Raw genomic sequence first — 12404 nt, forward strand, 5'->3', positions numbered from 1 at the left:
CTCCGCGGCGCCTGCGGCGCCAGTCGCGAGGCAAAGCCGGAACGCCGGACCGCTCCCTCCTACAACTCTGGCGGCAGCCGTGGGCGAAGCCCGGCGGGGTCAGCCGGTATTACGCAGCCCGGCGGCGATGCCCGCCATGGTGACCATCAACGCCCGTGACAGGTCGGCGCTGATCGCCCCGTCGGCATCCCGGTTGCGCTGCAGCAGCTCGGCCTGCAGGCCGTGCAGCGGGTCGATGTAGGGATTGCGCACCTCGATGGCCTGGCGGATCAGCGGCGTGTTCTCCAGCAGCTCCTGCTGCTGCAGTATCGACAGCACCACCTCGTGCAGGCGGGAGAAGCGACCCCGCAGCCGCTCGCCGAGCGCCTTGAGCGACGGCTCGTCCACCAGGCGATGCTCGTAGTAGGCGGCGATGCCCACGTCGGCCTTGGCCAGCAGCATCTCCAGCATGTCCAGGTAGGTGCCGAAGAAGGGCCAGTTGTCGCGCATCTCCTGCAGCACCTCGAGGCCGCCCTGCCCCTCCAGGCGGGTGGCGAAGGCCTCGCCGCTGCCCAGCCAGGCCGGCAGCATCAGGCGGATCTGGGTCCAGGCGAAGATCCAGGGGATCGCGCGCAGGGTCTCCACGCCGCCGTCCTGGCGCCGCTTGGTGGGCCGCGAGCCCAGCGGCAGGCGCCCCAGCGAGCCCTCCGGCGTCACCGAGCGGAAGTAGGGCACGAAGTCGGGATCCTCGCGCACCACGCCCACATAGGCGCGGTGGGCCACCTCGGCCAGCCGGTCCATCTCTTCGCGCCAGTGGGGCTCCGGGGCCGGCGGTGGCAGCAGGGTCGCCTCGAGTACCGCGCAGGCGTAGATCTCCATGGAGCGCAGCGCGATCTCCGGCTGGCCGAACTTGAAGCGGATCATCTCGCCCTGCTCGGTCACCCTGAGGCTGCCGTTCACCGACCCCGGCGGCTGGGAGAGGATGGCCGCATGGGCCGGGCCGCCGCCCCGCCCCACGGTGCCGCCGCGGCCGTGGAACAGCGTCAGGTCGACGCCGTGGCGGTCGCACACCTCGACCAGGGTCTCCTGGGCCCGGTACTGCGCCCAGGCGGCGGCCAGCTGGCCGGCATCCTTGGCGGAGTCGGAGTAGCCGATCATCACCTCCTGGCGATCCCCGGTGAGCGCACGGTAGCCGGGCAGCGCCAGCAGCCGGTCGATCACCTCGCCGGCATGGTTGAGGTCGTCGAGGGTCTCGAAGAGCGGCGCGATGGGCAGGGTGACCCGGCCTCCCACCTCCTTCATCAGCAGCGCCACGGCCAGCACGTCGGACGGCTCCCCGGCCATGGAGATGATGTAGGTGCCCAGCGCCTCGGGCTGCTCGCTGGCGATCACCCGGAAGGTGTCGATCACCTCGCGGGACTCGGTGGAGCACTCCCAGCGGCGCGGGATCAGCGGGCGCCGCGAGGCGAGCTCCTCGAGCAGGAACTGCTGGCGCTGCTCCTCGCTCCAGTCGCGATAGTGGCCGAGCCCCAGGCAGTCGGTGAGCTCCTCCATCACCTGGGCGTGGCGGCTCGCCTCCTGGCGCAGGTCGAGCTTGGTCAGGGTCACGCCGAACACCGCCACCCGGCGCAGGGTGTCGAGCAGGGCCCCGTTGGCGATAGTGTCCAGGCCCACGTCGCACAGCGAGCGGTAGCAGGTCAGCAGCGGCGCGTAGAGCTGGTCACGGCTCTCGATGATCGGGCCGTCGTCGAAGCTGCGCCCCTCGAGGCACGCCTTGGCCCAGTCGCGGGTCGCCTCGACCCGCGCCAGCAGGCGCTTGACCAGTTCCCGGTAGGGCTCGGCCACATCGCCCACCTCGGCCCGGAGGGCGCTGTTGGCCTTCCACATGGAGAGCTCGGCCTTGAGCTGCTCGAGATCGCGCAGGTAGAGGTCGGCGGCCATCCAGCGGCCCAGCAGCAGCACCTCGCGGGTCACCCGGGCGGTGACGTTGGGGTTGCCGTCGCGATCGCCCCCCATCCAGGAGGCGAAGCGGATCGGCGCGGCATCCAGCGGCAGGCGCTCGCCGGCGGTCTCCAGCAGCAGGTTGTCCAGGTCGCGATGGAAGTCGGGCACCGCCTGCCACAGGGAGTTCTCGATCACCGCGAACCCCCACTTGGCCTCGTCCACCGGGGTGGGCCGCTCGTGGCGGATCTCGTCGGTGTGCCAGGCCTGGCTGATCAGCTCCTCCAGGCGACCCTGGGCGCGCAGGCCACGCTCCGGGTAGTCGGCGGAGGACTCGATGGCGGTCAGGCAGTCGTCGATGGCGTCGTACTTCTGGATCAGGGTGCGACGGATGACCTCGGTGGGGTGGGCGGTCAGCACCAGCTCGACCCGCATCCCGGCCAGGGTCTCGACCAGCTTGCGCGGGGCATTGCCGGCCTGGCGGGCGCGCTCGAGCAGCTCCGAGAGGACCGGCTGCGACCCCGGCCGATAGTCCTCGACGCGGCGGAAGCGCGCCCGGTAGTGCTGCTCGGCGATGTTGGCCAGGTTGAGGAACTGGTTGAAGGCGCGGGTCACCGGCAGCAGGTCGCGGTCCGGCAGCCGACGCAGGTAGTCGATCAGCTCGCGCTGGCTCGCCTCGTCGCCCTGGCGGCCGCGCTTGGCCAGGCCGCGGATGGTCTCGATCTTGTCGACGAAACCGCGGCCCAGGTCATCGGCGATGGTGCGCCCCAGGCTGTCGCCCAGGATGCGGACGTTGTCGCGCAGCGATTCGTGCAGGTCGTGGCTCATGACCGCGTCTCTCCGGCAGCCTCTCCGCCATCGGCGGAGCGGGAAGTGGATGGGGATTCGGCAGGGCTGGGCTCACGGCCCTTGGCGGCCTGCCAGTGGTGCTCCATGGCCTCGAGGCCCGCCTCGTAAAGGGGGACCCCCTCGGCGCCCAGCGCGGCCTCCACGTGGCGGAAGCGGCGCTCGAACTTGGCGTTGGTGGCGCGCAGGCACTGCTCGGGGTCGGCCTTGAGGGTGCGCGCCAGGTTGGTCACGGCGAACAGCAGGTCGCCCACCTCCTCGGCGGCGTGGTCCCGGTCGCCCTCGGCCAGCGCCTGCTCGACCTCCCCGAGCTCCTCGCGGATCTTGGCGATGACGCCGCGGGCGTCGGGCCAGTCGAAGCCGACCCGGGCGGCACGCTTGGAGAGTTTGGCCGCCCGGGAGAGCGCCGGCAGGGTGCGCGGGACATCGTCCAGCACCGAGTGCGGTGCCTCATCGGAAGCCCGGGCGGCACGCTCCTCGGCCTTGAGGCTCTCCCACCGCGAATGCACCTGGCGGCTCTCGATCTCCTCGGCGGAGACGCCCGGCGGGCGCCGCGAGGCCAGGCTGCCGTCGGGAAACACGTGGGGGTGGCGGCGCAGCATCTTGGCGGTGAGGGTATCGACGACATCATGGAAGTCGAAGCGGCCCTCCTCCTCGCCGAACCGGGCGTAGTAGACCACCTGGAAGAGCAGGTCACCGAGCTCTCCGGGAAGCTCGTCCCAGGCGCGCCGCTCGATGGCATCGGCCACCTCGAAGGCCTCCTCGAGGGTATGGGGCACGATGGAGTGCCAGTCCTGCTTCAGGTCCCAGGGGCAGCCCTGCCCGGGGTCGCGCAGCACCGCCATCAGCTCGAGCAGGTCGGCGAGGTCATGGCGGCGGCTCATGAGGCCTTCCCCCTGCGCTTGCCGGGCTTGCCGCCGCTGCGCAGCCGGCGCACCTCGATGACGTTGGAGAGCTGCTGGATGCGCGAGAAGAGCCGCCCCAGGGTCTCCAGACCATCCACCTCCACGGTGATCGCCATGCGGGCGATGCCGTCGTCGGTATCGGTGAGCGTATTGACCGCCAGCACGTTGACCTTCTCGTTGCCCAGCACGCCGGTGACGTCGCGCAGCAGGCCGGAGCGGTCCCAGGCCTGGACCTCGATGTCCACCGGGTACTGGGTCCGGGCCCGCTCGCCCCACTCCACCTCGATGATCCGCTGGGGCTCGTCGAGGCGCAGCTGCAGGATGTTGGGGCAGTCCTGGCGGTGCACGGTCACGCCGCGGCCCTGGGTGATGAAGCCGACGATGGGCTCACCCGGCACCGGGTGGCAGCAGTTGGCCATGCTGGTCTTGAGGTTGCCGACCCCGAGCACGGTGATGTCCGACCCGCTCCCCTTGCCGGCGGCACGCCGCGGCTTGGCCAGCAGCCGGTCGAGCTGCTCCTGGTCGTCGCTCTCGCCGAACAGCTGCTGGGCCTGGTGCAGCACCTGGCCGATGCGCAGGTCGCCGGCCCCGAGCGCCGCATACATGTCCTCGGCGCCGGTGTAGTTGACCTTGCGGGCGAGGGTCTCCAGGTCCATGCCCTCCACATCCAGCCGCTTCATCTCGCGCTCGAACAGCGCGCGCCCCTCCTCGACGTTCTGGTCGCGGGCCTGGTGCTTGAACCAGGCCTGGATCTTGGCCCGGGCGCGGGAGGTGCGCACATAGCCGAGGCTCGGGTTGAGCCAGTCGCGGCTGGGGCCGCCCTTGCTGGCGGTGAGGATCTCCACCTGCTGGCCGGTGCGCAGCTTGTAGGTGAGCGGCACGATGCGGCCGTTGACCTTGGCGCCGCGGCAGCGGTGGCCCACCTCGGTGTGAACCCGGTAGGCGAAGTCGATGGGCGTGGCGACCCGGGGCAGGTCGATGACGTGGCCGTCCGGGGTGAAGACGTAGATGCGGTCCGGGGCGACATCGCTCGAGAGCCCCTCGCGGATATCGCCGAAGTCGCCGACCTCCTCCTGCCACTCGAGCACCTGGCGCAGCCAGGCGATCTTCTCCTCGTAGCTGGTGCTCTTGGCCTTGGTGTCGTGGCCCTTGTAGCGCCAGTGGGCACAGACGCCGAGCTCGGCCTCGTCGTGCATGGCGAAGGTGCGGATCTGGATCTCCAGCACCTTGTTCTCGGGGCCGATCACCGCGGTGTGCAGCGACTGGTAGCCGTTCTTCTTGGGGTTGGCGATGTAGTCGTCGAACTCGTTGGGCACGTGGTGCCAGCGCGAGTGGACCAGGCCCAGCATGGTGTAGCAGTCGGCCACCTCCGGTACCAGGATGCGCACCGCGCGGATGTCATGGACCTGGGAGAAGTCGATCCGCTTGCGCTTCATCTTCCGCCAGATCGAGTAGATGTGCTTGGCGCGGCCATCGACGTCGTAGCGGGTGATGCCCTGGGCCTCGAGCAGGCCCTTGAGGGTCTCCACGACCTCGGCGATGTAGCGGTCGCGATCGAGGCGCTTCTCGGCCAGCTGGCGGGCGATCGCCTTGTACTCGTCCTCATGCAGGTAGCGGAAGGAGAGGTCCTCCAGCTCCCACTTGAGGTGCCCGATGCCCAGCCGGTGCGCCAGTGGGGCATAGATGTCGAACACCTCGCGGGCCACGCGCAGGCGCTTCTCGCGGGGAGCGTCCTTGACCTGGCGCAGGGCGCAGGTGCGCTCGGCGATCTTGATCAGGGCGACGCGCACGTCGTCGATCATGGTCACCAGCATCTTGCGCAGGTTGTCCTGCTGGTCGTGCTGGCCCATCTCGTGGCTGGGGGTCTGGGAGGCGCTGATCGCCGCCATCTGCAGCACGCCGTCGATCAGCGCGGCGACCTCCTCGCCGAACTGCTTGCCCACCGCGGGAAGCTCGATCAATCCCTCGCGCACGGCCCGGTAGAGCACCGCCGCCTCCAGGGTGGCCTGGTCGAGCCTCAGCTCGCCGAGGATGTCGGCCATCTCCAGGCCCATGCGGAAGCTGGAGCCGTCGGCCAGCCAGCTGCGGTGGGGACGGTCGGCGTCACGTTCCAGCCGCTCGGCCAGGCGACAGGCCTCGCGCAGCGCCTCGGGGTCGCGCAGCTTGACGTCCTCCTGCAGACGCGCGATCCACAGGTCGATATCGACACGCCCCGTCTCGGTGAGGGGCTGGTCCTCACGGACTTTAACCATCGGGTGACGCTCCTTGCGTCGGCTGCCCGGCCCGCGGGTGCACGAACAGCAGCATCGATTCCAGGTGTGACGTATGCACGAACATGTCGGCCACGGCGATGCGCGCGAGCCGGTAACCGCCATGCACAAGATGTGCCGCATCCCGGGCCAGGGTCGCCGGATCGCAGGAGACGTACAGCACACGGGAGACGGGCGAGGCGACCAGCGCCCGGCAGGCCGCCTCGGCCCCCTCGCGGGGCGGGTCCAGCACCACCGTGGCCGGAGAGGTCTCCGCCAGCAGCGACGCCACGGCCCGGGGCTGGCCCAGGTCGGCCTGGCGAGCATCCACCTGCAGGGCGTGCGCCGGCGAATTGGCGCGGGCATTGGCCGCCAGCCGCTCGACCATGGCCGGGCTGCCTTCCACCGCCGTCACGGCGGCACCGGCGGAGGCCAGCGGGAGGCTGAAGTTGCCGACCCCGGCGAAGAGGTCCAGCAGGGGCGACCCCGCCAGCCCGTCCAGCCACGAGAGGGCCGTGGCGATCATCATCCGGTTGACCTCGGCATTGGCCTGCAGGAAGTCTCCGGGGGCGAAGCCGAGCGTCAGCTCACCGGCGGCGCCCGGTACCCGGCAGGTCAGCGACGGCGCCGGGGTGAGCCACGTCAGCGACGGCGACTCGCGGCCCAGCCAGCGGGCCAGGTGCAGGTCGTGCCGGGCGGCGAAGGCCTGCCAGCGCCGGCGGTCGGACTCGTGCTCCTTGAGCTGGCGGACCACCAGCACGCGCCCCTGGTCGCTGGCGAGCAGCTCCAGGTGGCCGACCCGTCGGGGCGCCTCGAGCGCTGCCAGCTGCTGGTGCAGCGGCGCCAGCAGGGCGTCGAGCTCCGGCACCAGGATGGTGCAGTCGGTGATGTCCACCAGGCGGTGGGTGTGGCGGGCACGAAAGCCCAGATGGACCCGCCCCTCGGCGTCGACCTTGACCCCGAGGCGCGCACGGCGACGGTAGCCCTCGCCGGCACCGGCCAGCCGCTGCGGCTCGCCGGGGGCCTCGACGCCCTGCCTGGCGAGCAGGTCGACCAGCACTTCGGCCTTGTGGCGGCGCTGGGCCGCCACGGACAGGTGCTGGAGGTCGCAGCCGCCGCAGCGCCCGAAGTGCTCGCAGGGCGGCACCACGCGCTCCGGCGCGGCCTCGACGATCGCGCGCACGTGGCCCTCGTCGAAGCGCTTGCGGTGGCGGTGGATCGCCACCTCGAGCCGCTCGCCGGGCAGTCCCCCCTCGACGAAGAGCGCCTTGCCGTCCGCCCCATGGGCCAGGCCACGCCCGTCGTGAGCCAGCCGCTCGATGGTGACCAGGCCGTCGCCGGCCGGTGGCACCGGTGCGCCGCCGGTCGGCGCTGCCTGGCGCCGCTGCAGGCCGGAGACGCCTGAGCGCTCCCGCCGCGGGCGCCGCTTGCCCAGCATGGCCATATCAGGCTCCCGGGGCGAACAGGCCGGTGGAGAGGTAGCGGTCGCCGCGGTCACAGACAATGAAGACGATGACCGCATTCTCGACCTCCTCGGCCACCCGCAGGGCGCCGGCCAGGGCGCCGCCCGACGAGACGCCGGCGAGGATGCCCTCCTCGCGGGCCAGGCGGCGCATGTGCTCCTCCGCCTCGCGCTGGCCGATGTCCAGCACCCGGTCGACCCGGGAGGCATCGAAGATGCTCGGCAGGTACTCCTGCGGCCAGCGCCGGATCCCGGCGATGCTGGCCCCGTCCTCGGGCTGCAGGCCGATGATCTGCACCTCGGGGTTGCGCTCCTTGAGCGCCTTCGAGACCCCCATGATGGTGCCGGTGGTGCCCATGGAACTGATGAAATGGGTCACCCGGCCGCCGGTCTGCTCCCAGATCTCCGGGCCGGTGCCGCGGTAGTGGGCCAGGGGGTTGTCGGGGTTGGCGAACTGGTCAAGGCGCTTGCCCTCGCCGCGGGCCAGCATCGCCTCGGCCACGTCGCGGGCCTCCTCCATGCCGCCGCTCTTGCTCACGGTGATCAGCTCGGCACCGAAGGCGGCCATGGCCTGCTTGCGCTCCTCGGAGGCGTTCTCGGGCATGATCAGCACCATCCGGTAGCCCTTGATGGCGGCGGCCATGGCCAGGGCGATGCCGGTATTGCCTGAGGTCGCCTCGACCAGGGTGTCCCCGGGGCGAATCTCGCCGCGGGCCTCGGCCTGCTCGAGCATGGAGAGGGCCGGGCGGTCCTTCACCGATCCGGCGGGGTTGTTGCCCTCGAGCTTGGCCAGCAGCACGTTGTTGCGGCCGGCGGCGATGCGCTTGAGGCGGACCAGCGGCGTATTGCCGACGACCTCCTCGATAGTGGGGAAATGCATGCAACCTTCCTTGTGGAAACGTCTTTTCTCCATTATATCCGTGCCGAACCGGGGTGGACAGGCATCCTCGCCCGCTGTGTCATACTGTGGCCGAACCGACGCCGAAGAGCCCGCCGATGTCACTCAAGATTCGCCTGATGCTGACCATCCTGGTGCTGCCGCTGCTGCTGCTGGCCGGCACCCTCGCCGCCTCCCTCGCCCAGCAGAAGGCCACCCATGAGGCGCTGCTTCGGGAGCGGCTGACGGACGCCGCCGCGCTGCTGGCGCCTCCCCTCGGCGAGGCGCTGCAGGCCGGGGATGTCGCTCGCCTCGAGGACGTTGCCACACGACTGCTGCGCCTCGACGAGGTGCATGCCCTGGGGCTGCTGGATGACCGGGGGGACACGCGCCTCGAGCTGGGCCACCTGCGCGCCCTGCCGCCGGCCCCCCGCGACGCGGCGACCCACCTGGAGAGCGACGGCACCCGCTGGCGGCTGCAGGCGCCGCTGCCCGGCAACCAGCCCGCCTGGCTGGTGCTGGACGTGGATGCCGGCTCCCTGCTGCTGGCCCACTACCGCCGGATGGGGATCGCCGGGGTCCTGCTGGCGGTGGCGGGATTCGGCCTGCTGCTGGTGGCCAATGCCACCCTGAGGCGCCTGCGTCGGCCCCTGGCCGATGCCGATGCGGCGCTGGCCCGGCTGGCCCGCGGCGACACCCCGGCTGCCCTGCCCCCCTCGCCGCCCGAGCTGGCCGGCCTGACCGAGCGGGTCAATGCGGTGGCGAACCACCTGGCCCAGGTCCGCATCGAGATGCAGCGTCAGGTCGAACAGGCCACCGCCGAGCTCCAGGAGTCCATGGAGACCATCGAGGTCCAGAACATCGATCTCGACATGGCCCATCGGCGGGCCGTGGAGGCCAACCGCGTCAAGTCGGAGTTCCTCGCCAACATGAGCCACGAGATCCGCACGCCGCTCAATGGCATCGTCGGCTTCTGCCGGCTGCTGGGCCGCTCCTCCCTGGATCCGCGCCAGCGGGAATGGCTGGACCACGTCCAGCGCGCCTGCAACAACCTGCTGATGCTGGTCAACGACGTGCTGGACTTCTCCAAGCTGGAGGCCGGCCGCCTGGAGCTGGAGCGCCGTCCCGTGGACATGGTGGCCCTGGTGGACGAGGTGCTGGGCCTCCAGGCGCCCCAGGCCCACCAGAAGGAGCTGCAGCTGCTCGGGCTGGTCTATGACGATGTCCCCGCCTCGCTGACCGGGGACCCGTTGAGGATCCGCCAGATACTCACCAACCTGGTCAACAACGCGGTCAAGTTCACCGAGCATGGCGAGGTGATCGTGCGGGTGATGGTCGACCAGGCCGAACCCGGCCGGGTCACCCTGAGGGTCAGCGTCACCGACACCGGCATCGGCCTCTCGTCGGAGCGGCAGCGCCGCCTCTTCCATGCCTTCCAGCAGGCCGAGCCCAGCCACTCGCGCGAGTTCGGCGGCACCGGGCTGGGGCTGACCATCTGTCGCCAGCTGGTCGAGCAGATGGGCGGCGAGATCGGCGTGGAGAGCACCCCCGGCAGCGGCAGCACCTTCGCCTTCACCCTGCCGCTGGAGGGCAGCGAGGAGGAGCGTCGGCCGGAGCTCTGCCTGGCCAGCGAGCGGGTGCTGATCGAGGAGCCCCATCCGGCCACCCACCGCGCCCTGCGCCACCTGTTCGGCCGCTGGGGGGCCCAGCCCGTGGACGGCCCGCTGGACAACGCCCCGGGCCGCGGGCCGGCGCTGCTGGTGGCCAGCCTGCCCGCCGCGCCCCTGGCGCCGGCGGAGATGCAGGCCTGGCAGCAGCGCCTGGACGACCTGGGCTGCCCTGCCCTGCTGCTGGTCAATGCCAGCCCGCTGGACCTGCCGACCCTGAGCCTGCCCCATGGGGGCGAGATCCTCAGCAAGCCCCTGTCGCGCACGACCCTGGTCCAGGCCGTTCGGCAATGGCTGGGGCCGGCCACCCTGACCCCGACGTCGGAAGCCGCCGAGCCCGCCACCCCGACGCCGGTGAGGCTGCTGGCCGTGGATGACACCGAGTCGAACCGCCTGCTGCTGCGCGAGCTGATCCAGCGGCCGGGGATCGAGGTCGACCTGGCGGCCAGCGGCGAGGAGGCCCTGGGGGTCGCCCGCGGGCAGCACTATGACCTGGTGCTGATGGACATCCGCATGCCCGGCATGGACGGCATCGAGACGACCCGGGCCCTGCGGCGACTGGACGACATCTGGGCCCGGACCCCGATCGTCGCCGTTACCGCCCATGTGCTCGAGGAGGAGCGCCGCCGACTCCGGGCCAGCGGGCTGGACGAGGTGCTGGTCAAGCCGGTGGACGGCGACGACCTGGCCACCCTGCTGGCCCATCACCTGGGGCCGGGGCTCCTCCCCCCGCCGGACGGGGGGGAGGCGCCCGAGGAGGCCCGGGAGGAGGACGAACTGCCGACGGTGGACATGGCGCTGGGGACACGGCTGGCCGGCGGCCGCGAGGGGCTGGCGAGGGAGCTGCTGACGCGGCTCGCCGCCTCGCTGCCGGAGAGCGAGGCGGCGATCCGGGCGGCCCTGGAGGCCCGGGAGGACACGGCGTTGCTCGACGCCATCCATGCCCTCAACGGCGCCTGCCGCTACTGCGGCGCCCCGCGCCTGGGACTGATCGCCGAGACCCTGGAGACCCGCCTGCGCTCGCGGGGGCGCCAGGCCGTCCTGCCGCTGCTCGATGACCTCTTCGCGGCCATGGCCGCCCTGCGGGACTGGGCCACGCAGGAGGAGACTCAGCCCTCCAGCACCACGAAGGCGATCGCCAGCGCCTCCTCGTCGGAGATCGACAGGTGAACCGCCCGCACCCCCGCGGCCATGGCCAGTTCGTGGGCCTTGCCGGCGATCACCAGTGACGGGCGGCCCAGGGCATCGTTGACGACCTGGATCTCGGTCCAGCGCATGCCGCGGCGCAGCCCGGTCCCCAGCGCCTTGACGAAGGCCTCCTTGGCGGCGAAGCGCTTGGCCAGGAAGGCGGCCGGGGCCGGATGGTCGCGGAAGCGATCAAGCTCCACCTCCCCCAGCAGGCGCAGGGCGAAGCGCTCGCCATGGCGCTCCATGGCGCGCTCGAAACGTGCCACCCGCGCGATGTCGGTGCCGATGCCGAGGATCATGGCTCAGTGCGGGTGATCATGGTCGTGATCATGGGCTTCCAGCGCCGCCACGAACCCCGCCTCCTGGCCGGCGATGGCCAGGCGCTTCATCTCGGCCACGGCCTCCTTGAGCCCCACGAACAGCGCCCGCGCGATGATCGCGTGGCCGATATTCAGCTCGTGGAGGCCGGGGATGGCCGCGATGGCCTCGACGTTGTGGTAGTTCAGGCCATGGCCGGCATTCACGGTGAGCCCCAGCTCCAGCGCCATCTCGGCCGCGGCGGCGAGACGGGCATGTTCCCTGGCCGCCGCCTCGCCGGTGGCCTCGGCATAGGCGCCGGTGTGCAGCTCGACCACCGCGGCCCCGGCCTCCGCCGCGGCCTCGATCTGCTCGGGCACGGGGTCGATGAACAGCGACACCTCGCAGCCGGCCTCGGCGAGGCGCTGGCAGGCGACCTGGATGGCCTCGAAGCCGCTCACCACGTCCAGCCCGCCCTCGGTGGTCAGCTCCTCGCGCTTCTCCGGCACCAGGCAGACATGGGCCGGGCGCACCGCCTCGGCCAGGGCGATCATCTCCTCGGTGACCGCCATCTCGAGGTTCATGCGGGTATTGAGCACCTCGGCCAGCAGCCGGACATCGCGCTCCTGGATATGGCGGCGATCCTCGCGCAGGTGCACGGTGATGCCGTCGGCACCCGCCTCCTCGGCGAGCAGCGCGGCCTGGACGGGATCCGGATAGCGGGTACCGCGCGCCTGGCGCAGGGTGGCGATATGGTCGATGTTGACGCCGAGCAGGAGTCGGGGGGGATGCATGAGAAGCTCCAGGAGTGTCGAATAGTCAGCAGGACGTCACGCATGATAGCCGTGGTCACGGGGCTGATCCGGCGGCAGACCTGCGAGGAGGCGCTGTGAACCCATATATGGTCTCCTCCCGGCTTGCAAGGCTCCGTTCATCGATGCAGGTACAGGTTGCTGCCATATATCCGGCCTGTGTATGAGGCGCTGATTGCTG

8 protein-coding genes are annotated in these 12404 nt (G+C 71.3%); 1 reads left to right on the forward strand and 7 read right to left on the reverse strand.

The window, feature by feature from the left end:
* Window positions 1-99: 99 nt before the first annotated feature.
* The 5 genes from ppc to cysM are packed head-to-tail and all read right to left on the reverse strand — an operon-like array spanning window position 100 to window position 8262.
* The gene (gene ppc, locus BDK63_RS15045) at window positions 100-2748 is read right to left on the reverse strand and encodes a phosphoenolpyruvate carboxylase (RefSeq protein WP_183333407.1); all 2649 of its coding nucleotides are present in this window, start codon (window positions 2746-2748) and stop codon (window positions 100-102) included.
* On the reverse strand, window positions 2745-3650 hold the full coding sequence (gene mazG / locus BDK63_RS15050; protein ID WP_183333409.1) for a nucleoside triphosphate pyrophosphohydrolase: 906 nt from the start codon (window positions 3648-3650) through the stop codon (window positions 2745-2747). Before mazG ends, ppc begins: the two co-directional genes overlap by 4 nt.
* The gene (gene relA / locus BDK63_RS15055) at window positions 3647-5923 is read right to left on the reverse strand and encodes a GTP diphosphokinase (protein WP_183333411.1); all 2277 of its coding nucleotides are present in this window, start codon (window positions 5921-5923) and stop codon (window positions 3647-3649) included. Before relA ends, mazG begins: the two co-directional genes overlap by 4 nt.
* The gene (locus BDK63_RS15060) at window positions 5916-7364 is read right to left on the reverse strand and encodes a TRAM domain-containing protein (RefSeq protein WP_183333413.1); all 1449 of its coding nucleotides are present in this window, start codon (window positions 7362-7364) and stop codon (window positions 5916-5918) included. Before BDK63_RS15060 ends, relA begins: the two co-directional genes overlap by 8 nt.
* A 1-nt stretch (window position 7365) precedes the next feature.
* Entirely contained in the window at window positions 7366-8262 is an 897-nt protein-coding gene (gene cysM / locus BDK63_RS15065) for a cysteine synthase CysM (protein WP_183333415.1), read from the reverse strand.
* 116 nt (window positions 8263-8378) lie between these two features.
* Between cysM and BDK63_RS15070 the strand changes: the two genes are divergently transcribed.
* On the forward strand, window positions 8379-11096 hold the full coding sequence (locus tag BDK63_RS15070; protein ID WP_183333417.1) for an ATP-binding protein: 2718 nt from the start codon (window positions 8379-8381) through the stop codon (window positions 11094-11096).
* Here the strand turns inward: BDK63_RS15070 and acpS are convergent.
* Together acpS and pdxJ are read right to left on the reverse strand one after the other, a co-directional pair.
* Entirely contained in the window at window positions 11036-11413 is a 378-nt protein-coding gene (acpS, locus tag BDK63_RS15075; RefSeq protein ID WP_183333419.1) for a holo-ACP synthase, read from the reverse strand. The genes BDK63_RS15070 and acpS overlap by 61 nt on opposite strands.
* Before the next feature lie 3 nt (window positions 11414-11416).
* Window positions 11417-12205 carry a pyridoxine 5'-phosphate synthase gene (gene pdxJ, locus BDK63_RS15080; protein WP_183333421.1) on the reverse strand — a complete coding sequence of 263 codons (789 nt, stop codon included), beginning with the start codon at window positions 12203-12205 and terminating at the stop codon, window positions 11417-11419.
* Between the last annotated feature and the right edge of the window lie 199 nt (window positions 12206-12404).

Source organism: Halomonas campaniensis (genome assembly GCF_014193375.1).
Lineage (GTDB): Bacteria > Pseudomonadota > Gammaproteobacteria > Pseudomonadales > Halomonadaceae > Halomonas > Halomonas campaniensis.

What these genes read in the sequence shown, in the direction of transcription:
- BDK63_RS15060 (WP_183333413.1), bottom strand. Translation starts at nt 7,364, where the DNA reads ATGGCCATGCTGGGCAAGCGGCGCCCGCGGCGGGAGCGCTCAGGCGTC.
- ppc (WP_183333407.1), bottom strand. Translation starts at nt 2,748, where the DNA reads ATGAGCCACGACCTGCACGAATCGCTGCGCGACAACGTCCGCATCCTG.
- cysM (WP_183333415.1), bottom strand. Translation starts at nt 8,262, where the DNA reads ATGCATTTCCCCACTATCGAGGAGGTCGTCGGCAATACGCCGCTGGTC.
- pdxJ (WP_183333421.1), bottom strand. Translation starts at nt 12,205, where the DNA reads ATGCATCCCCCCCGACTCCTGCTCGGCGTCAACATCGACCATATCGCC.
- mazG (WP_183333409.1), bottom strand. Translation starts at nt 3,650, where the DNA reads ATGAGCCGCCGCCATGACCTCGCCGACCTGCTCGAGCTGATGGCGGTG.
- relA (WP_183333411.1), bottom strand. Translation starts at nt 5,923, where the DNA reads ATGGTTAAAGTCCGTGAGGACCAGCCCCTCACCGAGACGGGGCGTGTC.
- BDK63_RS15070 (WP_183333417.1), top strand. Translation starts at nt 8,379, where the DNA reads ATGTCACTCAAGATTCGCCTGATGCTGACCATCCTGGTGCTGCCGCTG.
- acpS (WP_183333419.1), bottom strand. Translation starts at nt 11,413, where the DNA reads ATGATCCTCGGCATCGGCACCGACATCGCGCGGGTGGCACGTTTCGAG.